The sequence below is a fragment of the Arthrobacter dokdonellae genome (assembly GCF_003268655.1).
Classification (GTDB): Bacteria; Actinomycetota; Actinomycetes; order Actinomycetales; family Micrococcaceae; genus Specibacter; species Specibacter dokdonellae.
Map to the genome: position 1 here is coordinate 90,890 of NZ_CP029643.1, position 23,114 is coordinate 114,003.

At 61.3% G+C, this 23,114-nt stretch carries 22 protein-coding genes and 1 pseudogene; 10 read left to right on the forward strand and 13 right to left on the reverse strand.

Going from position 1 to position 23,114, the window contains the following annotated elements:
• Positions 1 to 38: 38 nt before the first annotated feature.
• From DMB86_RS19855 to DMB86_RS19870, 4 genes are all read left to right on the forward strand, one after another.
• On the forward strand, positions 39 to 1,076 hold the full coding sequence (locus DMB86_RS19855) for a Gfo/Idh/MocA family protein (protein WP_171814626.1): 1,038 nt from the start codon (positions 39 to 41) through the stop codon (positions 1,074 to 1,076).
• 417 nt (positions 1,077 to 1,493) lie between these two features.
• Positions 1,494 to 3,218 carry a glycoside hydrolase family 13 protein gene (locus DMB86_RS19860; protein WP_227878803.1) on the forward strand — a complete coding sequence of 575 codons (1,725 nt, stop codon included), beginning with the start codon at positions 1,494 to 1,496 and terminating at the stop codon, positions 3,216 to 3,218.
• A gap of 155 nt (positions 3,219 to 3,373) precedes the next feature.
• Positions 3,374 to 3,937, forward strand: coding sequence for a hypothetical protein (locus DMB86_RS19865; protein ID WP_113719778.1), 564 nt, complete (start codon positions 3,374 to 3,376; stop codon positions 3,935 to 3,937).
• A 156-nt stretch (positions 3,938 to 4,093) separates the two neighbouring features.
• Entirely contained in the window at positions 4,094 to 4,696 is a 603-nt protein-coding gene (locus DMB86_RS19870; protein ID WP_113719779.1) for a DNA-binding protein, read from the forward strand.
• 319 nt (positions 4,697 to 5,015) lie between these two features.
• Here DMB86_RS19870 and DMB86_RS21370 read toward each other — a convergent pair.
• The 3 genes and pseudogenes from DMB86_RS21370 to DMB86_RS20440 form a co-directional block, all read right to left on the reverse strand.
• Positions 5,016 to 5,087, reverse strand: a pseudogene (locus DMB86_RS21370) (hypothetical protein); the annotation flags it as partial.
• On the reverse strand, positions 5,063 to 5,308 hold the full coding sequence (locus DMB86_RS21285; protein WP_129545614.1) for a DUF1016 N-terminal domain-containing protein: 246 nt from the start codon (positions 5,306 to 5,308) through the stop codon (positions 5,063 to 5,065). The gene DMB86_RS21285 and the pseudogene DMB86_RS21370, both read right to left, overlap by 25 nt.
• A 646-nt stretch (positions 5,309 to 5,954) precedes the next feature.
• A complete protein-coding gene (locus tag DMB86_RS20440; RefSeq protein WP_129545615.1) occupies positions 5,955 to 6,434 on the reverse strand; it encodes a hypothetical protein in 480 nt (159 codons plus the stop codon).
• 594 nt (positions 6,435 to 7,028) lie between these two features.
• Here DMB86_RS20440 and DMB86_RS19895 point away from each other — a divergent pair.
• Positions 7,029 to 7,406, forward strand: a complete 378-nt coding sequence (locus DMB86_RS19895; RefSeq protein WP_113719781.1) for a DUF2510 domain-containing protein — start codon at positions 7,029 to 7,031, stop codon at positions 7,404 to 7,406.
• A gap of 1,462 nt (positions 7,407 to 8,868) precedes the next feature.
• On the opposite strand, the gene DMB86_RS19905 is transcribed toward DMB86_RS19895, so the two are convergent.
• The 9 genes from DMB86_RS19905 to DMB86_RS19945 form a co-directional block, all read right to left on the reverse strand.
• Entirely contained in the window at positions 8,869 to 9,969 is a 1,101-nt protein-coding gene (locus DMB86_RS19905; protein ID WP_129545616.1) for a hypothetical protein, read from the reverse strand.
• A 266-nt stretch (positions 9,970 to 10,235) separates the two neighbouring features.
• Positions 10,236 to 10,817, reverse strand: coding sequence for a recombinase family protein (locus DMB86_RS19910; protein ID WP_113719784.1), 582 nt, complete (start codon positions 10,815 to 10,817; stop codon positions 10,236 to 10,238).
• Positions 10,818 to 11,270: 453 nt separating this feature from the next.
• On the reverse strand, positions 11,271 to 12,338 hold the full coding sequence (locus DMB86_RS19915) for an LLM class flavin-dependent oxidoreductase (protein ID WP_113719785.1): 1,068 nt from the start codon (positions 12,336 to 12,338) through the stop codon (positions 11,271 to 11,273).
• Entirely contained in the window at positions 12,338 to 12,595 is a 258-nt protein-coding gene (locus DMB86_RS19920) for a tautomerase family protein (RefSeq protein ID WP_113719786.1), read from the reverse strand. The genes DMB86_RS19915 and DMB86_RS19920 overlap by 1 nt, the downstream gene beginning before the upstream one ends.
• 5 nt (positions 12,596 to 12,600) lie before the next feature.
• Positions 12,601 to 14,088 (reverse strand): aldehyde dehydrogenase, encoded by a 1,488-nt coding sequence (locus DMB86_RS19925; protein WP_113719787.1) that lies wholly within the window; start codon positions 14,086 to 14,088, stop codon positions 12,601 to 12,603.
• Positions 14,078 to 14,815, reverse strand: a complete 738-nt coding sequence (locus tag DMB86_RS19930) for an alpha/beta fold hydrolase (protein ID WP_113719788.1) — start codon at positions 14,813 to 14,815, stop codon at positions 14,078 to 14,080. The genes DMB86_RS19925 and DMB86_RS19930 overlap by 11 nt, the downstream gene beginning before the upstream one ends.
• An 11-nt stretch (positions 14,816 to 14,826) precedes the next feature.
• Positions 14,827 to 15,381, reverse strand: coding sequence for an amino acid synthesis family protein (locus DMB86_RS19935; RefSeq protein WP_113719789.1), 555 nt, complete (start codon positions 15,379 to 15,381; stop codon positions 14,827 to 14,829).
• The gene (locus DMB86_RS19940; RefSeq protein WP_113719790.1) at positions 15,378 to 15,986 is read right to left on the reverse strand and encodes an amino acid synthesis family protein; all 609 of its coding nucleotides are present in this window, start codon (positions 15,984 to 15,986) and stop codon (positions 15,378 to 15,380) included. Before DMB86_RS19940 ends, DMB86_RS19935 begins: the two co-directional genes overlap by 4 nt.
• Positions 15,987 to 16,089: 103 nt before the next feature.
• Entirely contained in the window at positions 16,090 to 16,770 is a 681-nt protein-coding gene (locus DMB86_RS19945) for a GntR family transcriptional regulator (protein ID WP_113719829.1), read from the reverse strand.
• Positions 16,771 to 16,910: 140 nt separating this feature from the next.
• Between DMB86_RS19945 and DMB86_RS19950 the strand changes: the two genes are divergently transcribed.
• From DMB86_RS19950 to DMB86_RS19970, 5 genes are all read left to right on the forward strand, one after another.
• Entirely contained in the window at positions 16,911 to 17,849 is a 939-nt protein-coding gene (locus DMB86_RS19950) for a flavin reductase (RefSeq protein WP_113719830.1), read from the forward strand.
• Positions 17,850 to 17,950: 101 nt separating this feature from the next.
• A complete protein-coding gene (locus DMB86_RS19955) occupies positions 17,951 to 19,384 on the forward strand; it encodes a purine-cytosine permease family protein (protein WP_113719791.1) in 1,434 nt (477 codons plus the stop codon).
• 124 nt (positions 19,385 to 19,508) lie between these two features.
• Positions 19,509 to 19,991: an NUDIX domain-containing protein gene (locus tag DMB86_RS19960; protein WP_171814627.1), complete on the forward strand. Its 483-nt coding sequence runs from the start codon at positions 19,509 to 19,511 to the stop codon at positions 19,989 to 19,991.
• A complete protein-coding gene (locus tag DMB86_RS19965) occupies positions 19,988 to 20,458 on the forward strand; it encodes a riboflavin kinase (RefSeq protein ID WP_113719793.1) in 471 nt (156 codons plus the stop codon). The genes DMB86_RS19960 and DMB86_RS19965 overlap by 4 nt, the downstream gene beginning before the upstream one ends.
• Positions 20,459 to 20,470: 12 nt before the next feature.
• A complete protein-coding gene (locus DMB86_RS19970) occupies positions 20,471 to 21,997 on the forward strand; it encodes an NAD-dependent succinate-semialdehyde dehydrogenase (protein WP_227878804.1) in 1,527 nt (508 codons plus the stop codon).
• Between the two features lie 901 nt (positions 21,998 to 22,898).
• On the opposite strand, the gene DMB86_RS19975 is transcribed toward DMB86_RS19970, so the two are convergent.
• A complete protein-coding gene (locus DMB86_RS19975) occupies positions 22,899 to 23,111 on the reverse strand; it encodes a hypothetical protein (RefSeq protein ID WP_113719079.1) in 213 nt (70 codons plus the stop codon).
• Positions 23,112 to 23,114 lie beyond the last annotated feature (3 nt).

Genomic DNA, 23,114 nt, shown 5'->3' on the forward strand with positions numbered 1-23,114 from the left:
GTTTCCGGACACATCGCTCCCGGACGTCGGGGTACCCAGTGAAGCAGCTGTCAGAGTCGCTCCCGGAGCCCCGGACACCGGATCCGCGCTCAGCGCCACCGCTACGCTGGGGGATCATCGGGGGAGGCCTAATCGCTGGTCTTTTCGTGGCGGCCGCCCGTACCCACACCCGGCAAAGGGTGGTGTCCATCGGATCCCGCGACCACGCCCGAGCGAGCGCATTCGCGTTAGCACACGGAATTGATCAAGCACACGGCAGCTACCAGGCGCTGGTCGATGACGACAACTTGGATATTGTCTATGTTGCCAGCCCGCATTCCGAACATCGCGACCATGCCCTCCTAGCCATCGCGGCAGGCAAGCACGTACTGGTAGAGAAGGCGTTCACGCAAAACGCCGACCAAGCGAGAGAAGTCTTTGCCGCCGCCGATGCAGCCGGAGTGACCGTGATGGAGGCCATGTGGAGCAGATTCCTGCCACATTACGACGTCATCAAGCAGATTCTGGAGGACGGCATTCTCGGCCAACCTGTTCTGACGCTGGCAGACCATGGCCAATACTTTGATTTTGATCCCGCGAGCCGGCTCTTCAATCGCAGCCTCGCAGGTGGAGCGTTGCTGGACCTGGGGATTTATCCAATATCTCTGGCGTCATTCGTTCACGGTACGCCGGTAGCCGTTCACGCGGCAGGGAAGGGAACAAGTACGGGAGTAGACGGGCAGGTCTCGGCAACGCTGGTCAATGCCTGCGGAGGACATGCCAGCATCAGCACAACGCTTTTCGCTAAATCGCCAACAACCGCCACCATTAGCGGAACCGAGGCGCGAATTGAAGTGCCCGGTGATTTCTACACCCCCCAACCGATAGCGGTTATCGGACGCGACGGTCAACGACGCGTGTGGGACGCCAACCGCATCCATGGGCACCAGGGACTGGCATTCGAAATAGCCGCCTTCGCCGACATGGTCGCCGAAGGCCGCCGCGACTCTCCACTCATGCCCAGGTCGGAAACGATTACAATTCTCCAGACTATCGATGAAATACGCCGGCAACTTGGCCCCCTTGGAATCCCGTGAGGGAAAAATTCGAATCGTTTCCCCGCCGTGGCAGCGATCAGTATGCCTTCCGTGCCCTCTGGGGCGGGGAGGAATACTGGAACCGCCAAGCAAGAACCACCGGTGAGTCTCGAAACTGGCCAACCACGGTGCAAGCGGCGCAAGTAGAAGCATCAGCGTACGACCCGCCACGGGTCCCCTCTCCCCAATCGGATCCCCCGACACACCTATCACAAGATTCGAGCGCAATTGGCCCGAACACGGCACCGCTGCCGATGAGGCCCCGGCCTCGAACCGGGGCACGGTGATATCCCCTACCAGCCGCCCAAGCACGGCGTCCTCGGATTCAGCGACAAGTAGTGAAGCGCATCAGTAAATAGTTTTCCTTTGGCCAGCGGCAGTTTCCACTGTCGCCCTAACATGATGGAGTGGACCCCCGTGACTTCGCCCGGACAAGCAATGACCGAATGGTGGCGCAATGCCGTCGTCTACCAAGTGTATCCCCGAAGCTTCGCCGATTCGAATGGGGACGGCATCGGCGATCTCCCCGGAGTCATCGCCAAGCTTGACTACCTCAAGTCCCTGGGCGTTGATGTCCTCTGGCTTTCCCCGTTCTATCCTTCGCCGCAGGTCGATAACGGTTACGACATTTCCGACTACCGCGGCGTTGACCCTATGTTTGGCACGCTGGATGATCTGGACGCACTTATTGCCGGGCTCCACTCCCGAGGCATGAAATTCATGACAGACATCGTCATCAACCACACCTCCGACCAGCATCCCTGGTTCACTGAGTCTCGTAAGAACCGCACCAACGCCAAACGCGACTGGTATATCTGGCGCTCCGCCCGGGCCGGCCACACCCCGGGCGCGCCCGGGGCCGAACCAACAAACTGGGTGGGATTCTTTGGTGAAAAGGCGTGGACCCTTGACGAAGAATCGGGCGAGTACTACATGCATCTTTTCTGTAAGGAACAGCCAGACCTCAACTGGGAGAATGCGGACGTGCGCCAGGAACTGTACGCCATGATGCGGTGGTGGCTGGCACGGGGTGTGGACGGCTTCCGGATGGATGTCATTAACCTGATCTCCAAGACATACCCGTTGGCAGACAGCACCACCAAGACCAGCGCGACACACTTCGAGGCGGGGGCACTGTTCGCCGGCGGCCCCAGGCTAGGAGAATTCCTGGCGGAAATGCGCCGCGAAGTCAACGGCTCCACGGACAAGGTGCTGCTCACTGTCGGCGAGATGCCTGGCACTGTCGCAAGCGATGCAGCCGGATACACGAATCCCGACAACAGCCAGATCGACATGATTTTCCAGTTCGAACACATGGATATCGACCGCGGCACGGGCCGCTACGATCCGATTCCATGGCGGCTGACTGACCTCAAACGCACCCTTGGCCGCTGGCAGGATGCGCTGGCTGGCACCGGCTGGAACTCCCTGTATTGGGGCAACCATGACCAATCACGACCTGTTTCCCGATTCGGATCGGCACGCCTTGAACTGCGGGAGCATTCGGCCAAGATGCTGGCCACGGTACTCCACCTGCACCGAGGCACACCCTACATCTATCAGGGCGAAGAACTGGGCATGGCCAATTATCCCTTTGAAACCCTCGAGGACTTCGACGACGTCGATGCCTACAACAGCTACCGAATCGCCCAAACAGATACCGGCGACACGGAAGCGATCCTGGCCGGCCTTCGCCATCTGGGACGAGACAACAGCCGTACCCCCATGCAGTGGGACGCCACCACCAACGCCGGTTTCACCACGGGGACCCCATGGTTGCCCGTCAACCCGAACCACGTCGACGTCAACGCCGCTGTCCAGATAAACGATGCCGGTTCAGTCTTTCACCACTACCGCCGGCTTATAGGGCTGCGCCATGCCCTCGACACTGTATCGCTGGGCAGTTTTGAGATGCTCCTGCCTGAAGACGAAACCATCTATGCCTTCACTCGCACCCACGGCAGTGAGCAATTGTTGGTCGTCGCCAATTTCTCCGATAATGAGCCGGAAGTTCCATTGGATGCCGCGGACTGGAACCAGTTGGTCATGACCACATACCCCGACGGTCTCGGCCCTGGCGGGCCAACGCGACTGCGGCCCCGCGAAGCCCGCATCTACCGGCGCAGAACCACTACCCATTAAGAATATGAGGTGAGGGTGGTTGGTTTTCCTGCCCGTCTGGTGGACATTGTCGCCTGGCATGGACGACCGATCAGGCCTTTGCGGCCGAGTCCACCAAGGCCGGCGCCGAGTCCAGCAAGAGCCGGATTCGCCGCCGCGCCCGGGGACTCTATCTGATGCACCTGTACTCCCTTGCCCTGGTGGCCTGCACCGGCCGGCTGTGGCATTGGGAGACGAGAGCGATCATCGCCATCGAGCACAAGAAACCACCAATCCTGTGGAGGTGGCTCGCACTGGCCGGAGTCTGTGCGGTGGTGTCCATTACAGTGGCAGCGTGGATCTCCACAGCGGACAAGGGCGGGCTTAAGGTCCTACTGGCGGTCATGACGGCCGGCGGGGGAGTCGGGATCATGGTCCTTCTCCTGTTGCTGCCTGCCGTCATTCCCGCGCTGTGGGAGATGCACCCCCGCCGTTCCGCACGGAACGCGGCCGCCATCTGGCAGTGGAGACGGACCCTACCCGGTCGGGAGGTCTACAAGGTCTCCTACCTTGCCATGTTCCCGCAAACCCGCGAAGGCCTGGCCTTCGCCAGGGCGGCCATAGACCGTGCCGTCCCGGCCGACACGCCGCTGTACACCGAAGCACGCAGCGACAGCCACAAAACCATCTACACCCGCCGCGGCCTCCACCCACTGACGACCGTCGACGGGACGCCCACCCTGGCCATGGGAACCCGCTAAGCAGGCTGCGGCAGCTGCCCCAGAGAGTGTCCTGCGCTGGCACGGCGGGCACGCACCAAGGGGGGGTCCCCGAATCCATGTGGTGGAGTCGCGTTCATCTAGGAGTAATCGTAGTAGTATTACTACTACTACGATTACTACCAAAGGGGGGCCACCATGGCCGAGCAGTCAGTCAAGGATCGCGTTTACGCCGCCGCCGAGCGCATCAGCGCGGAGAAGAACCCCACGGTCGCCACCGTGCGCGAAGCCGCCGGCGTGTCCAACGCCGACGCCACCAGGTATCTGAAGGAGTGGCGGACGGAGCGTGACAGTGCCGGGTCCAAGATCGCTGCCACCCCGGCCACCATCACCGAGCAGGCCCTGCGCCTCGCCGGGACCGTCTGGGCGGAGGCAGTCAGCACGGCCACGGCCGAGCACGCCATCATTGAAAAGGCCTGGCGGGACGAGAAGGCCCACAAGGACCGTGAAATCAACGAACTCGCCGCCGACCTCGACACCGCCGCCCGCACCCACCAGGAGGCCGTCAAAGAACTAAAAAACCAGGTTGAGGAAAGCAACCAGGCCGCCCGCGACAACGCTGCTGCTGCCGCTGAGGCCCGCGATCAGCTGGCCGTTGCAGATCGAAAGCATGCCGAAGAAATCGCGGCAATGAAGAGCCAGATCGCCGAAGCCCGCGCCACCGTCACCACGCTTCAGCAGACACAGGATGCTCTTATTGCTCGGATTGAACCGCAAGCGAAAGACAATAAGAAGAAGTAACGCCGCCCTCAGGGATCCAGGGCTGGATGATTGTGCCCGGGACAACAGTCGAAACGACCCGCAGGGGAAGTTTGACCAAAGGCTGGCCGTGTTGACGGCATGGCGCAGGTAGCCGATTCCTGCAAACGTCGTCAGTCCTGGGGAGCTGTTTCCTGGGCCCAATCCAGGGCCGTGGCCAGATCATTCTCGCTGGGCAGGGCTGCTTTTTCGTTGGAGGGCAGTGTCTCGTAGGTGTAGCTCGAAACGGCCATGGGGCCCCGGACTGGTTGAGTGCGTAGCGGACGGTGTGGTCCTTGTGGCTGCCACAGACGAGAATTCCCACGGTCGGGGCATGGGCTTCCCTGCGGAGCCGGTCCTCGACCAGGGCTATGTAGAACTGAAGCTGCCCGATGTTATGTGCAGCTGCACATAATTCGGGCCAATGACACCGCTGCCCCACCCATCCATTTCCTGGCGGGTGAGTATGTCGCGGCCGATGGACCAATACAAGCCGATCAGCTGTGTATTAACGCTTCGGCGGGCCTGCGCCTGTGCTGACCGCACCCGGTCCTTGAGGGCGTCGAGGAGAACGCCGTAGTCGTCGAGAATGGCAAGATCGCCGGAATCGGTCATGGGTTTCATTCTATCGACCCCGTGGTCACTGGGCGCGGGATCACATGCGCTATTTCCATCCCTTCTGTTCAAGACGATCGGCGATATTGCCGCGACCCGACCGTCTCAAGAAGGCGAACAATTGAGGGGCCGGTGGCCAGTTGCTCCGATACGGGTTCGTGCAAGAGCCCGTATAAAGTCCGCCGCCGGGACCTGTGGAGAGTCCGCCGCCAGGCCCGGTCGACATTCCGCCGCCGGGACCTGTGGAGAGTCCGCCGCCAGGCCCGGTCGACATTCCGCCGCCAGGGCCTGTGGAGAGTCCGCCGCCAGGCCCGGTCGACATTCCGCCGCCAGGGCCTGTGGAGAGTCCGCCGCCAGGCCCGGTCGAGGCGCCGCCGCCGGGACCAGTCGACCTTCCGCCGCCTGGGCCCGTGGAGAGTCCGCCGCCGGGACCGCTGCAGTTGTCGCGTGGCCATGTCGTCATAGTGGCAACATACCTCATGTCACCGACAGAGCCGCTGCTCCTAGCAACGTCCATTTGAGATGATGTCCGAATACATGCAAAATCGACCGTTTTTGACAGCCAGGCCATTTTGGATGAGCGGCCATTTTCCGCATGGACTGTCGCCTTCGAAAAACGGCACTGGCTGAGATGCGGGCGCTCTTATTAGTTTCGGGCACCCGCACCCGTCACATGAGCTGCCAAGTATACGGATTCTCCCATGCCTATGGCCTGCATGTCGTGCCCTTGTTGGCGCATCTCGTTGATGTCGATTATTTGTACTTGAACGGAGTCTGCTGCAATTGTGTAGCCGTCATTCATGGCACGCTGATACAACTCCGATTCAGCAGCCTTTACTAGTACCTGCGCATAGGCATCTGAGTACATCCCATCTTGACCGGGCAAGATGAATTTGAATTCTTTGTGTTGTTCGCTCAAATTACTGGCTGTTTTACGGGATTCAGGTGAACTTGCCTGCGTATGTGGAGGGGCCTGATTGATGTAGATCTCGTCGGGATCAATTGGCTCATGCCACGAACCGCGCCCGAAGACCTTTTCCCAGAGAATAATTCTTTGGCGGTGTGCTTCAACACCCATTGGAAAACTGCCGAGCCTCGCCAGTGTCAGATTGATCTCACGTGACACATCTTGGCGTTTCATTACCGTCGGGGGAACGCCTGCTGCGCGTTTGTGTTCCTTGATTTAGGCGGATTGCCCTAGGCAGAATGCCTCCTCTGGGCTGTAGCCCACTTGAACTAGGCGTGAAGCCATTCCATTAACTGCACCATCCATAAGACCCATGCTGCTGTTCCCCAATCCGAAAATCATGCCTCACTATATTAAGGCGTCCAACCTTCCGTTCATACTAGCCGGTGGCGAGTCATGAGGTGGTGCGTTGCACTTGGCGTTCAGGTGACTTGTCATGTTCCCGATTCCTGGCTTGAGTAGCAGCCTGACACTGTCGTAAGGGAAGGGCATGTGCTTATGGCGGCATTAGCACCTTAGCACGGGCGTGCTTCTTCGGTTTTGACAACGACGATCAGTGTCAGCCTAAAATGATGGGCCGTCGGCGCCTTATTTTAGGGATTTTGGGAGCTTCAGCATAGGTTTATGCTCATCAAGTCGTCGGGCACGCGAAGTTGGAAACTGTACTACAGAGGTTTTGGTAACAAGTCGCCGTTCTAGACCGATGCGGCGCGAGTCCGCCGATCGTGTATGGGTTACTGAATAGAAGGAAATATGACGAACAACGAGTCGAGACCAAAAGCTGGCTGGTATCCAGACGCCGTGGGACGGCAACGATGGTGGGACGGCTCGCGGTGGACGGACAATTATGCCCAGGGCCCGGCCAAGTCGAGCATGAATGTACCAGGACGAACCCCTGGCTTCGTTTGTGGCCTCGTTGCCATCCTATTCACTACCCTTCCCATCGTTTCTATACCGCTCGGAATTGTTGGATGGGTGCAGTCAGCGAAGGCGCTGAAGCACTTGCCAGCAGCAACTCCCGGTAGAGGATTAGCTCTAGCCGGCCAGGTCTTGTCGATAGTTGCATTGAGCCTCAGCTTCATAATTATCATGCTCGCCTTACCAGGTATAACCGCCAAAAACTTCGGCTGAGTTGAGACCGCAATTCATGGAAATTGCGGGGTGGCATCACCAATACCCGCAACGGCGTCGTCCAGGACTTTGCCCGCTCTACAGTACGGCCAGCCGGAACGCCGTCAGCATGGGCGTCGCGGACGGCGTGATCTGGACGTCCTGGACCACAAATCCTCTGCGTCGGACTGGGGCGGTACCACCAGCTGTTCGAGTAATGTAAGCAGTAGCTGCGCCACGGTGGCCCCGATGCGGCGAGTGGAAACCCGTTGCACAGGGGCCGCCGTTATGTCTCCACCGGGGTGTACACGCACGAGCAGTACGACCACCACAACCAGGCGCGGAGAGACGCCTACCAGCATGTTCAGGTTTGGGGACGGTCACGCATAATTACTTCGGGATGATGCTGGGTTACCCGGACACCCAGCCGGACACGTGGATTATCAGAGCAGTCCAACGTGTGGCCGACTCCGAGAGTTTGGATGTTTCAGTGGATTCCAAGCTGGCCAGAACCGTGGTGCCGGAGGTCCATCAACGCACAAGACTAGGAAAGACAGTCACGCACATGGACCACGCCATCTGGCTGACAGAACGGGAACGAGCGTAATACGCCTTGTCTATTAAAATCCTAGCGACTTGGTTGTTGTCCTCCACTTCGTTGCCCAGTCGCGGCCGCCCGGGCCAGACTCACCACCAGCGAATGCGCCCCATCCGTCTACCACCACCTGCTACCAGCAATCCCTGAACCATGCCGCAAACAACAGAATCCTTAGCGCAAACGACTATTCCGTGGAGGCCAGACCGCCTTCTAAAGCAGAGAGGCCTACTTGGAAGGGGCTCACCGTGAGGTGAGCAAATCACCCAAGTGATTGATCAGACTCCAATATGACTCGTCGAACAACGCTGGCTTGAACGTTGAAGAGCGCCCTGAAGAGTTTGCAATTTGAATGGTCGCCGGGCCGTCCGTCAATCTGAGACCGGGGGCTTGCGGCAAATTCCCTAGTGCATCTGAGCGGAACCCCCCAATCGTGACATTGTGAATATTGTCCAAAGGCACAATAAAGTCCTCTGCGTGTCGGTTGAGCGATAGCCCCGTTACAGGGTTGACACCTCGCAACACGGCCACAAAACTCCCACCGACTGCCAATGCTCCGCGAACAGGGAGAATGGATCCGGTTACGACTCGCCCCTCGATGACCTCGATCCCCCCTTCTCGATAGTCAGCGGCAGTTAACGAAATATCTGTCAGGCGCGACAAGACGCCAAGAAGACTAGAACCTGTAAATGACATTCACTTATAATACATTTCCACTGAGAGAATGCTGGCAAATTGCCGTACCGATTTATCAGCTGTCTGGACTCCGCCAGGTGCCGGACTCTCTTCGCGATCCTCGCTAGGTGAGGTCCGGTGGTGTGTGTTTTGAACTCTCCACAAATGCTCCTTGGCGACAGTTGTTTGTGCGTTCGTATGCTCCCGCTCAGGCTAGGAACGGAAAGGTGTGCGGCTCCCGATGACGGCGATTGTCTGGTGCCCGTGGGACCGAAGCAGTTCCTTGACCCCGACGATGGCTTCTTCCTGGTAGCGTGTCGGGCCGACGGCCACTCCAAGGATCGGGAGTTCCCCCATCGGCTCCGGACCGTCTCCCAGGTCTCGTAAGGGGTCTTCCGGAAGCCCAAGCTCAACATACGGGATTATCCCGTATCTGCCGGTACGGTGCTTGAGGTACATAAGGTCGGCGTGTATGGCAGCCCCGCAGACGATGCGCATCTCCGCTTCGTCCTTGAACGCAGTATTCTTGAACGTCGGGAATGCCATAGCTACATTGGCAAAGGCATGCAGCCAGTCATTTTCGAGGACTGTGCCCTCTGTGCCCTCTGTTTGAGGGAGAGCTGCGGCTTCAATGCCGCGAAGAGCCTCCCATGCGATCTTGGCTTGTTCGGCACGGAAGTACACGGCGGGACTCCAGCCGAATTGTCCGGACACCCCTGCCGCCTGGTCACGCACTAGCTGCTTGTCTTCCTCCTCAAGGAAGCCAAGGGGATCGATCATCTTTTCCGTCACCGGTCGCTGACGCCGCATCAGTAGGGACTTGCGCCCATCGAGAGCTACTGCGAACCCTACTTCACTGCCCGTGTAGTTCCGCCACAAGGTGAGATTGTCGGGTTCCTTCGAAGCGCATGCGATGAAGGTCCTGTATCGATCGTTCTGCAGTGCAGTTTCGACTAGAAAACTAAAGTCCGCTCGAATATCCGCGTCCACTTCCTTCAAGTGGGTTTGGACGAGCTCCCGGAACATGGACCCTCCCGTGTGCATTTCTTGGAGGTCGTTCATGAAAGCCGTCGCACTAGCCCAAAGCACATGGTCGCCGACAAGTCCTGCAAGCCCGGCCGCCGTGGTGTAGTGCCACACTGTTCCAGGTGGCCAAGCCTTCGACGAAAGAACGTCTGGGGCGGCATTGAAACTGGGATTCTGGGGAAGGGCCATGCCGACAGTGTAGACATGTATCGATGCATAGAAGACCGGTGTGGCAGCCGTGCGGGGGAGAGCCTGGAACAGGATCGCTCTGTGTTTGAGGAGTCCCAAGCTGAGACCTGGATGGCGATCCAGCTGGGACGGACCATCGGCCGCAAACCGATACGTTCTCCCAGGAGGGCTGCAGGTATTGAAGCGCTCCGGAAAGTTGGAGCGTGAGTGAGTTTGTAGACGACTTTGGATATTTTCAGAAGCCGGCTGCACACCCTCCCGCGGAATTTTGGGATTGTGCAGACGAGTATGGACACAGAAATGTCAGAAGTGCCCTGCACGGAGTTGCATTCTGCTCAATAGTCCTCTGCACCAACCAGCAAGAACTACTGCTTTGAAGGCTCAGCAGCGCCCGCTGCCGGGACCCACCGGTAGAGGGTCGGCACCGAGACGCCAAGGCTGTTGGCAACTTCCCGGGGAGGTGTTCCCTGGTTGAGGAGTTTTCGGGCGTTGCGGATCTTGGCCTCGGTCATGATGCGTTTGCGGCCACCGACCCGTCCCTGTTCGCGTGCGGCCTGCAACCCTGCCTGGGTGCGTTCGACCATGAGTTCCCGTTCCATTTGGGCCAGGGATGCCATCACGTTGAAGAAGAAGCGCCCGGAAACGGTGGTGGTGTCGATCGTGTCGGTGAGGCTGACGAAGCCTACGCCGCGGTTGTTTAGGCCTCCGGCGAAGTCCAGGAGGTCTTTCACGCTCCGGCCCAGGCGGTCCAGCTTCCACACCACCAGGGTGTCGCCGTCGCGCAGGGTGTCCAGTGCCTGAGTAAGGCCGGGGCGTTGGGACTTGGTGCCGCTGATCGTGTCTTCGTAGATTTTGTCGCATCCGGCCTTCTTCAGGGCGTCAATCTGGAGGTCAAGGTTCTGGTCACGGGTGGAGACCCTGGCGTAGCCGATGCGGTGCGCGGTCATGGGTGTGCTCTTCTCAAAACTCGATTCGGAGTGTTGATTCGACTATACCGTTTCGAGAACTATTTGTGAGAATCGAGGGCCGATCGTCACCTTTTCGCAGCGAAGCAGATTTTCTGCGGCAAGACGCCGCACTGCCGCGAGACCCGCAGGCCCCGGGGATTCTCAATTCGATGCATTCTTGAAATCCTTCGTCATTGAGAGGGCCTATCCGCCGGAAAATGGTGTGCCGTGAACTGCCAGCGCGTTATCTCTTCGCTCAGGCAGCCGCCTGCACAGTGTCAGGCCGGGATGTTGCCGTGGGGAGGGAGCAAGGGCGTTTGATCGCGTGGGGTGCACGCAGCTTGCTCGTGCCCGTCGGTGCCTTGCAGGCTGGGGCCGGTCCGCTCATCCAGGAACCGACGCCCAGCCTGCAGCTCACGGGAGTCAGTCTGGTGACTCGGCCGTTGGTTGATATCAGCGTGCCGCGGTGGCGGGCTGCTCCTGGAAGGCTGGTACGACATGCTTGATGAAGAGTTCGAGCGAGCGCTTCTTCTCCTCATGGGTGAGGCTGTTGTCTGCCCAGATGCTGAACTCGTTTACGCCGAGTGCCTCGTAGTGGCGGAGCCGCTCGATTACTTCGTCAGGGGTGCCGATCATCGCGGTCTGGTGGAGGGAGTCGGGCGTGAATTCCGGGCGGTCGGCGAACTTCTCTGCAGGGCTGGGCTCGAGGAAACCGTTCTTGGGTGTGGTCTTGTTTCCGAACCAGGCGTCAAACGTCCGGTAGAACTTTTGGATGCCTTCGGCCGGCCGCCGCCATCCCTCGGGCTCGTCAGCGGCGTGGACATGCGTGTGGCGGAGGACCATGAGGTCCGGGCGGGGGACGTCGGGGTTGTTTTCCACAGCGGTGTTGAACTTGTTCGCCAGGTCTTCGACTTCCTCGTCGCCCTTCATCAGCGGTGTCACCATCACGTTGCAGCCGTTGGCGACGGCGAACTCGTGCGAGGAGATGTCACGGGCGGCGATCCACATGGGCGGGGTGGGCTTCTGCACAGGCTTGGGGACGCTGGTGGAGGTCGGGAACTGCCAGATCTCGCCGTCGTGGGCGTAGTCACCTTCCCAGAGCGCGCGTACCGCCGGGACGAGCTCGCGCAGGTGCTTGCCGCCATCGACCGCGGACATGCCGCCCATGAGGCGGTCGAACTCGAATTGGTAGGCGCCGCGTGCCAGTCCCACTTCCATGCGGCCGTTGCTGATGACATCCAGGAGGGCGGTCTCGCCGGCTACGCGGAGCGGGTTCCAGAAGGGCGCGATGATCGTGCCGGCGCCGAGCCGGATGCGCGACGTGCGCGCTGCAAGATAGGCAAGTTGGGGCATGGGGCTGGGGGAAATGGTGTACTCCATCGAGTGGTGCTCGCCAATCCATACGGTGCTGAATCCTCCGGCTTCCGCGATGAGGGTGAGTTCCGTCAGGTTTTCGAAGCATTCGCGGTGCGAGACGGTCTCGTCCCAGCGCTCCATGTGGGCGAAGAGGGAAAAGCGCATTAGTGACTCCTTTGTTCTGCGGCGATGTTCGCCGCCACTTCCTGGGTGGGTGCCGCCTGCTGGGTTGGGGCGTTGCGTTCGGCGATGGTCTGGTTACCGCGAGACCAGTGTTCATGCTCGATTTCACGGATTATGACTGTGGTGTTTTCGGGTGTTGCGCCTACTGAGTTTTCGGCGGCGTGGTGCAGCTCATTGATGAGCGAGCGGAGCTGTTCAGGGGTACGGCCCCGGGCGATCGAGACTTCGATAAGAGGCAAGGTGGTCAGCTCCTCATGATGAAGGGGTCGGCGAGGGGTGATTCGTCGGTGTTGATCCAGACGCTCTTGACCCTGGTGTATTCGTGGATGCTTTCGATGCCGTGCTCGACTCCGACGCCGCTGGTCTTGAAGCCTTCCCGGGGTGATTGTGGCGACATGGTGCGGTAGGTATTGACCCAGATTGTGCCGGCTTCCAGACGGTTGGCCATTCGGTGTGCCCTGGAGAGGTTGGTGGTCCAGATTCCGGCGGCCAGTCCGTAGCTGGTGTCGTTCGCGAGCCGGAGGACTTCTTCTTCTGTTTCAAACGGCATGATCGCGGCGACGGGCCCGAAAATCTCTTCCCTGACCACGCGCATGGAATTGTCCACATCGGTCAGCACGGTGGGTTCGAAGAAGTAGCCGTCGAGGCCGGTGTTTGGACGCCCGCCGCCGGTCAGGACGGTGGCGCCTTCGGAGACGCCGAGATCGACGTAGCTGGCGACCTTGTCCCGCTGGTCCTGGAAGGCCAGCGGTCCGAGTTCAGTGGCGTCAAGGAGCGGGTCTCCGATGACAATGCTCCGGGCGCGGTTGGTGACCCGTTCGAGGAGTTCGTCGTACACGGACTTGTGCGCGAAGACGCGGCTGCCGGCGATGCAGGTCTGGCCGGCCGCGGCGAAGATGCCGGCCACCACTCCCATGGAGGCATTGGCGATGTCAGCGTCGGCGAAGACGATGTTGGGGGATTTGCCGCCCAGTTCCAGCGTCGAGCCGATGAAGCGGGACGCGGTGGATGAAGCGATGCGGGCGCCTGTGGCCGTGCTGCCGGTGAAGGAGATTTTCGCCAGACGGCGGTGTTCAACGAGCGCGGCTCCGGCTTCCGCACCGAAGCCGGTGACGACGTTGATGACGCCGGGCGGGAATCCGGCTTCGTCGGCCAGCGCCGCCAAGCGCAAAACGGTGGCGGAGGTGTATTCGGAGGGTTTGATCACGATGGTGTTGCCGGTCGCGAGGGCTGGTGCAAGCTTGCTGGTGGTGAGCGTCAGCGGCGAGTTCCATGGCGTGATGGCACCGACGACTCCGAGGGGTTCGCGAAGGGTGTAGTTCAGCATGGCCCGGCTGGAACCCGGAATGGTGTCGCCCTGGATTTTGTCAGCCAGGCCCGCGTAGTAGTAGTAGTACTCGGGCATGGCGGCGAGCTGGGCGCGCATTTCGCGCAGGAGTTTTCCGTTATCTTCGGATTCCATGCGTGCGAGTTCGTCCGCGTGTTCACCGACAAGGTCACCCAGACGGCGAAGCAGGTGTCCGCGTTTGGTTTGGCTAAGGTCCCGCCACGTCGATTTTTCGAAGGCTGCCGCCGCGGCTAAAACTGCCCGGTCGACGTCGGCTTCGTTACCACGTGCGGCTTTGTAGAGCACGTCCAGGGTGGCCGGGTTGGTGCTGTCGAAGTATTCCCCGGATGACGGCGGGACCCAGTCCCCGTTGATGAAATGCTCGTAGCGGCGATCAGTGGACATGTGGATGCTCCTTGAAGAAAGCAGTGAGGGTTTTGGCGAGCTCTTGGGGGCGCTCCACCGGCATCATGTGGCGTGCCCCCTTGATGACGGAGTACGTGCAGCCGGGGATGGCCGCGGCGAGCCTGGCGCTCATTGCCGGTGTCGATCCCGGATCCAGTTCACCGGTCACGGCATGGGATGGCACGGCGATTCGAGGGAGTTCTGGCGCCATTTCTGCGTCTGCCGTGGCGAAGACGCGGTAGCAGGCCAAAAAGGATCGCGGGTCGTTGCGCAGCAGGACTTCCCGCGTTGCCTCGACCTGTTCAGCCGTGACGGGGGAGCCGTCCGGGTACCATCGACGGATTGATGCCTCCACCGTCGCGGGAAAATCGGATGCTGCCGAGTTCAGCCGCATCATCACCGCGGCGTGCTCCTGCGCCGTACGGTCGCAAACCGATCCGACGCAGACCAGGGAGGCGACCAGATCGGGCCGAAACCGGGCCAGATGCTGCGCGACGAGGGCGCCCAGTGAGAAACCCGCCACATGGGTGCCCGGTTCGAGGCGCTCGGCGACGTCCGCAGCGAGATCGGCCAGGGTCAGTCCTTCGGGCGCAGCCTCTCGGCTTCCGTGCCCCAGGAGCTCGAGGACCTGAACGTCGTATTCCGGTTCGAGGTATTCGCGCAGGGGCGCCCACATCGTCGCGTCGAGACCGACGCCGTGAATCAGTGCTACACGGGCGCGGCTCACCGGTGCGCCGCCTACTTCGATTCGGTGGTGAACGCGGCGAGGCGCTGCTGCGGGCGTCCCTGGGCCGCGGCGGCGAGGGCGATCACGATTTCGTCGGCATGGGGAGCGTCGCTGATCCGGACCTCGATGCTCTGGTGGTGGGAGCGGATGGTTGCGTCGGTGATGTGTTTGAGGGGAATGTCAAACACAACACCGGCGGGCCCGCGCTTTTCCACGGCCGGCAGGAGCGTTGTGGCATTTGCGGCGTCGCGGAAGTGATTTCCAAAGGAAAGAGTGTGGATGAGTCCTGAACCGTGCTCGATTTCACCGTTCAGGCCCACGATGGCGGCCTTGCCGTACGCCTCGGCCGTGGCTCCCAGGGCTTCGAGCACGCGGGGCGCCAGCAGTGCTCCGAGGTCGGAGGCGTTGTCGTCGATCCCGGCGGAGAGATCCTCGACGAACCCCTTGCCGGCCCAGGGATTCTTGATGATGGCCGCGACGACGGCGACCCGTGCGTTCGGCGTGACGTCCCGGCCGCCTTCGATGAGGATGTCTTCAGTCAGGGTAACGATTTTGCGGATGCTCATGAAATTAGTTCTCCTATGGTGTCTGCTTTGACGACGGGGTCAGTGATCCGGTCACCGATGCGTGAGTGCGGGCGGGGCCCGGTTGAGGCGCCGAGGATGACGACGATTTCGCCGGGCCGGGGCGCGTCGCTGATCCGGGCAGTGATGGTCTGGTAGTGCGTGCGGGTGGCGGCGGCGTTCTTGTGCCAAAGGGGTACCACGAGCGGGGCGCCGGCGTCGGCCCGGTCGTCGGCGAAGCAGATGATGGATTCTCCGTCGAAATACTCCCGGACGAGGTTGCCGAAGTACGGTGTGTGGATGAGGGCCGCGCCGTGTTCAATCTCGCCGTCTGCGCCGACGATCGCCGCTTTGCCGAAGGCCTGAATTGCTTCCACGCCCCCGAGTTCCTTGGTCAGAACGTCGGTGAGTTTACGTGCCAGGACCGGGGCGAGCCGGATGACTTCCTCGTTTAGATCATCGGTGGCCTTTCCGCCCAGCCAGGGGTTGGCAACCACGGCCGCCGCCGTGGAACGGACGGCCGGGACGGCGGGGGAGAGGCCGTTTTCGAGCAGGATCTCCTCGCTGTAATAGGCAATCTTGCGGATACCCAAGCCCTGATCGTTCATCGTTTGGTCCCGGGCAGCGCGGGCTGGTTGGGATGCCGGACGGACCTGAAGCCGCCGAGGGCCTGAAAGTTGGAGAAGCGCATGGCTTCCTTTCTTGGTTGGCTCAGTTCCGGAGCGACCGCTCCGGTTCGGAGAGAGCCTCTCGGGAGGAGGCATGGACGTGGTCCCTCATGGCGGTTTCGGCGCCGAAAGGGTCTTTATGTTCGATCATTTCCAGGACGGCGCGGTGCTCGCGGGTGGATGCTGCGAGCCTGCCCGGATGCTCAATAGTGCGCAGGACCAGCCGGTGGTACGCGAGCTGGTTCATGAGCCGCTCATAGTGTTCGGCTAGTTTGAGATTGTCCGAGCCCCGGACGATCGTCCAGTGAAATTCATGTACCAGCCGGGCATAGGCCCCGCTGTCGCTCGTAAGGACCGCGGCTTCGGATTCTTCGAGGTTCAGGCGGAGGGTGGACAGTTCCGGTGTCTGGCCACGGCGGGCAAGCAGCGATGCCGCGAGGCCCTCCAGGGACTCCTTGAGCTGGAACAGCTCGATGATCTCCCTGTGGGTCGGTTCACGGACGAAGGTTCCAACCTTCGGCCGTATCTCCACCAGCCCCTCATTCTGAAGCTGCTTGAGGGCTTCCCGTACCGGAGTGCGACTGACGTCGAATTCCTGGGCAAGGAAAGCCTCCGGCAGCACCGCGCCAGGCGGGAAGTCGCCTCCCAGGACGAGTCTCCGGATTTTCTCCAAAAGGCCCTCGCGCCCGTCCACTTCAACAGTCAGTACCGATTCTTCTTGCATGCATGTCAGCCTATGTTGCATGCAAGAAGGGCGTCAAGTGAGAAAGTGCCTTTCTTCTAACTTCTCTACAATCCCGCTGTTTAAGGGTTTTTTCTCATTTTGGTTGACGTGGTGATGTGACCTGCCTTACGGTCATTGGTATGCAACAGACTCTTCAACCGCTGATCACGTCAACCTGGCTCGCCGCTTGGGACCAGGGAGAACTCGACGCTTTAGACGGCCTCATGGCAGCTGACTACACGCGCACCAGCAAGGCGACGGGGGCAACCGTCGACATTACTGGTCTCAAAGCAGAGATCGCCGCAGTGCGGGAAGCCTTCCCGGACCTGCGCACGACGATCGATGACATCGTCGAGGGTGCGGAAACGGTGGCCGTCTTCTGGACGTCCACGGGCACCCACACCCGCGACTACCTCGGCGTCCCCGCAACAGGACTTAGCGTTCAGACCAGGGGCTCCAACATCCTGATTCTCAAAGAGGGAAGGATCACCAGGGAAACCGTGACGTGGGACGGGAGCGAACTGCTGGCCGCCCTCGGGATTCGCCCCCTGCGCGGCATCGCCGCGCCGGAGGGTGGGGCCGGCGTTGACTTTCCCGAGCTCGACGTAAACATGATGAAGGCGTTCAACCGCCAGTTCATCACCGGCGTCACTGTGGTCACCACCATGGACGGCGAAACCCCCAAGGGACTGGCAGCGAACTCGTACTGCTCAGTCTCCATCGAGCCGCCCCTCGTGCTCGTCTGTGTGCAGAAGAGCTCGAGCACCTACCCGGCGCTGTTCTCCTCTAGCCACCTCGGCATCAACATTCTGGGTACGGAACAGAAGGAGACGGTCAGCGTCTTCGCTTCCAAGGCCCAGGACAAGTTCGCGGAGCTCGACTGGCATGAGGGCCCGAAAGGCAGCCCACTTCTGGACGGCTCGGCCGCATCCCTTGAAGCCGAGATCCAGGAGCGATTCCAGGCAAGGACGCACACAGTTTTTATCTGCCGGGTCCGGCACGCCGAGATCGCCGACACGCCACCCATGGTCTACAAGGCCGGCCGGTTTTATGACAGCGCAGAACTCGCTGAACTCTAAGTTCCGGCGCGGCTGGCAAACCCTCGGACAGGAACCAGCCGCGCCGGCCCAAACTGCTCGTAAGCAGCGCACCAGGGTGCGCATCCAACTTTAGGACAACAATGAACGCAGACACCATGCGCACCGCCGGCGAAGACAGTGTCGCCGAAGACCGCGGGTACCGCAACAGTCTCACCAAGATCGAGCCCTACGGCATCGAGCACATCCCGGATGTGGAACGCCATGGCAGGCCCCGCTCCCAGTTCTTCCTCTGGTTCGCCGCAGGCATGAATTTCCCCATCGTCGTCCTTGGCTTCAGTGCCGCCTATTTCGGTCTGCCCTTCTGGGCCGCGGCCCTGGCCATCGTCCTCGCGGGCCTGACTTCCTCGGCGGGAATGGGATACCTCTCGGCCATGGGCGTCCGGCTGGGCGTCCCGCAGCAGATGCAGGGCCGGGGACCCCTCGGATTCATCGGCAACCTGTTCCCGGTGGCATATGTGAATGTCTTCGCCGGCGTCGGCTGGGCTGCGGTGACCGTGATCCTCGGGGGCAAGGCAATCTCGCTGCTGACTGATATCCCGTTCTGGCTCTCCGCTTTGGTGCTCATGGGAATCCAACTCGGCGTGGCTGTCATCGGGTACAACCTGATCCACTTCCTCCAGCGCATCCTCTCCTTCGTCCTGGTGATCGGCTTCGTCTTCATCACCGTCGTGGCAGCCGCCAATGGACACATCGTCAACCATTTCAACCCCTCAGCCAAGGGCTTTGACGGCATCGGCGGATGGATCACCTTCTTCGGCTGGTTCTTCTCCTTCATCGTCGCCTGGATGCCCTTCGCCTCCGACTACTCCCGCTACCTGCCGAACACCCCCGGCAACAGGCGTGGCGCCAGCCGGGCAACGATGCTGGGAAACTTCATCACCTTGGTGTGGATGGGGATCCTTGGCACCCTCCTTGGATCAACCGCGACAGCCAGCGACAGCATTGGCGCGCTCAAGGAGCTGATGGGCCCCTGGGCCGCCGTCGGTCTCGGAGTGGTGGCCCTGTCCTCCTTCACGCAGAACTTCCTGAACGTCTACGGTGGCGCCATCTCCATCCAGACTATGGGTGTACCCGTCAAACGACACACCGCCGTCGTCGTCATCTGCGTGGCCTCCTACCTCGTGGCCTTGTTTGGCCAGGAAGGATTCAACGCAGGTTTCACCGCCTTCCTGAACCTGACCGCCTACTGCATCGCCCCCTATGTCGCCGTCCTCGTATGTGACTACCTCTTTGGAGGACGCAGGACCGAACGAGGCCTGCGTGAACTCTTCGACAAGAGCAGAAAATTCGAATGGGGCTTCGTTGCCTGGGCCGCAGGCGTCGTCCTCTCATCCCCGTTCTGGATGTCCTCGATCTACACCGGCCCGATCGCCGCCGCTTTCCCGCAAATCGGCGACCTCTCCTACTACGTCGCAGCCGCCATCGCGACCGTCGTCTACCTGGCCACCCACCGCCGCCCGCGCCTCTCGGGACACAAAATGCTCGATCGAAGCGCCACCGGGCAAACCCTCTAAGACCGGGTGGCTCCCCGACGAGCAGAGGGGAGCCACCGGTCCCATCCACAACAGCAATGGGCCACCACGGCCATGCAGCACCGCCGCATCCACCCAACACCAACCGAACCGGACGAGGATGACCATGAGCATCGCACCGCTGTCACGGGCAGGCGGAGAGCGCGCACCCGCGGAAGGCCCGCCCCGCACCGTCGTGGCCGTCATCGTTGAGTGGCGGGGACGGATCGCCCTCTTCAAGCGCAGCCAGTCCGTCGGACACGACCGCGGACTCTGGCATTGCGTCACCGGATACCTTGAGCCTGGAACCTCTCCTGAAGAGCAGGCCTTCACGGAACTTCGGGAGGAAACAGGGCTTGCCGAGAACGACCTGGTCGGCTTCCGGCAGGGGACGCCGCTACTCCTGCCAGACAGCCACGGCAGTCCGTGGCTGGTGCACACTTTCACGGCCAGCGCCCGGAACCGCAGGCTGAGCGTCAATGACGAACACGACACCTTCCGCTGGGTGGCGCAGTCGAAGATCAGGCGATTCAGCAACCGCGTCACGTGGCTGGATCAGGTCCTCGGGGCGGCCCCGGTACCACCAGACCGGCACGGAACAGGAGCATGACAGTCATTCAGGGCATCGTCGAACACGGGGACAAACGAGGCAGGACAGTCGGATTTCCCACCGCAAACATCCCGCTCCTTGACGACCAAACCGAGGACGGGGTATGGGCTGCGGTGGTCCGGACAGACTCTGGAAGATCCTGGCTGGCAGCAGTTTCCATTGGACGACGGCAAACGTTTTATGCCGAGGCCGGAAGGAAATTGCTCGAAGCCCACCTCCTGGACTTCAACGAGGACCTCTACGGGCGGCAGCTGACTGTCACCCTGACCGCCAAGCTGCGGGAACAACAAAGCTTCTCAAGCATGAACGCCCTGACCGGGCAACTGCGCAATGACGTCACGGCAACCCGGAACTGGGCCCAACGGCACGCTCCCGGGCACTTTTCGCCAGAATCGCACGAGAGCGGTACCGTGCCGGTGCCCCGGACCGTGGCAGCCGCCACAATGACCAACCCACAAGGACTTTAGAAGGAGCGCCAAGTGCCTGAAGGAAATACAACGACCACTGGGACCGTCATCACCGGGCATGAAGCAAAGCTCCTCGCCTCCGTGCCCACAGGCCTCCTCATTAACGGACAGTGGCGTGAAGCGTCCGAAGGCGGTACCTTCGACGTCCACGACCCCGCCACCGGCGAGGTCCTGGCCACCCTGGCCTCTGCCACCAGCGCAGACGCCGTCGCCGCCCTCGACGCGGCGGACGCCGTCCAGGCCTCGTGGGCGCGGACGGCGCCGCGGGAACGGGCCGAAATCCTGCGCCGCGCCTTCGACCTGGTCACGGCACGGGCCGAGGACTTCGCCCTGCTCATGACCCTGGAAATGGGCAAGCCGCTGGCAGAAGCCCGCGGGGAAGTCACCTACGGGGCGGAGTTCCTGCGCTGGTTCTCCGAAGAGACGGTCCGCGACCATGGCCGCTACCTCACCACCCCGGAGGGCAAGAACAAGATCCTGGTCCAGCACAAACCGGTGGGCCCGTGCCTGCTCATCACCCCCTGGAACTTCCCGCTGGCGATGGCCACCCGCAAGGTCGCACCCGCGATCGCCGCAGGCTGCACCATGGTCCTCAAACCCGCCAAACTCACGCCCCTGACCTCCCAGCTGTTTGCCCAGACCATGCTCGAAGCCGGCCTGCCCGCGGGCGTTCTGAACGTGGTGTCCTCCTCCAACGCTGCCGGCATTTCCGGCCCGTTGCTTGCGGACCCGCGCCTGCGAAAAGTCTCCTTCACCGGCTCCACCCCGGTAGGCAAGCGCCTCATGGCCGACGCCGCACAAAACGTGCTCCGCACCTCCATGGAACTGGGCGGCAACGCACCGTTCATCGTGTTCCAGGACGCAGACCTGGACAAGGCCGTGGAAGGCGCCATGGCCGCCAAAATGCGGAACATGGGCGAGGCCTGCACCGCCGCCAACAGGTTCCTGGTCCAGGAGTCCGTGGCTGTTGAGTTTACCCAAAAGTTTGTCGCCGCCATGGGCGCCCTGACCACCGGCCGCGGCACCGAACCGGACACCCAGGTCGGCCCGCTCATCGACGCCGGAGCACGCGACGACGTTCACGCCCTGGTGACCGCCGCCGTTACCGCCGGAGCAACAGCCGTCACAGGCGGTGTGCCCTTTGACCGTCCCGGATACTTCTACCCGCCCACCGTCCTGGCTAATGTCGCGAACGATGCCGAAATCCTCCGCCAGGAAATCTTCGGCCCCGTCGCCCCTGTCACCACCTTCACCACCGAAGAAGACGCCATCCGGCTCGCCAACGCCAGTGAATACGGGCTGGCCTCCTACATCTACGGCCGCGACCTCAACCGGCTCCTGCGCGTGGCCGAACAGATCGACTTCGGCATGGTCGGCTTCAACGCCGGCGTCATCTCCAACGCCGCCGCTCCCTTCGGCGGCGTCAAACAATCCGGACTCGGCCGCGAAGGAGGCATGGAAGGCATCGCGGAGTACACCACCACCCAATACATCGGCATCGCAGACCCATACGCCAGCCGCGACGGCCAGACATCATGACGGGCAGCAGGACCTCGACAGGCAAGCGCCACCTCGCCGCGATCGGCACACACCGGATCCCGTCACTTCGGGGACACCACGGCTCCTGAGTTTGAACTACCCAGACGATCACTACCGCCTGGGGCTACGCCACCAAAAAACGGACGCCAGTGCTCAATGATCCGTAGATCGTTATGGCAATTGAGTTTTTTGCCAAAAATATGTGTCATTGCTCATCCATCATGACGCACACGGCACGTGGTTCCAGGGGCCGCGTCATGTTGGATGAGAAATCATGGCAAGGTCGTCTCATTCAACATGACGCAAACCGCCGCAGTGCGTCTTTAAGTTCGGGTCAGAGGCCGAGGGGCTGGGCTTTCTTGCGAGGGGTCCCTCGGTCGGTGCGGTGTTCACCAGGCTTGTGCCGGGGCGGGCCGTGGGTTCTCTTTCGGCAAATCTGCGTCATGGTGTATGAGATACGCTGACGGCATGTGTCACGATACCTGAGCAAAAACCCCGGGGTACGTCACGATCGGTGAGCACGCGTCAAGATAAATGAGCCGTGACAGTGTCCGGTCTCAATTTACTTGGCCATGCTGACCTGCGGCTTGGCCAGATAAATTGAGACGCGTCGCGCCGCAGTCGTCTCAATTTTGTTGGCCATTCCGTATGCGTTCCGGCTGGTGGCGCAAGCTGATCGCCCTTGCGAGGACCGGGAAGTCGTCTGTTACCCGTGGCCAACTTGAGTGAGACAGGAAGCCTCGAACCGTAGGTGGCCAGATTAACTGAGATTCTGGCCAACAAAACTGAGATGGGATGTCCGGTCTCAATTTACTTGGCCATGCTGACCTGCGGCTTGGCCAGATAAATTGAGACGGTCAAGTCCCATTACGTGGTGTAATTTTTTGTTTCCTTTTGGTGGTTAGAAGGATGGGTTTTCGGGGTCGTTGGTGGCGGGGTTGATTCCGGTGTCCTGGTCGGTGGTCCATCCGGCGTTGGGGTCGAGGAAGTCCTCGGGGAAGGGCGCGGGGCGGCCGGTTTCGTCCCACCAGCCGGTTTCTTCGCCGGCGGCGAGTAGGGCGAGGTCTTCGGCGCGGGGGCGGCCAAAGGGGTGCCAGTTCGGTGTCGTGTTCATCGT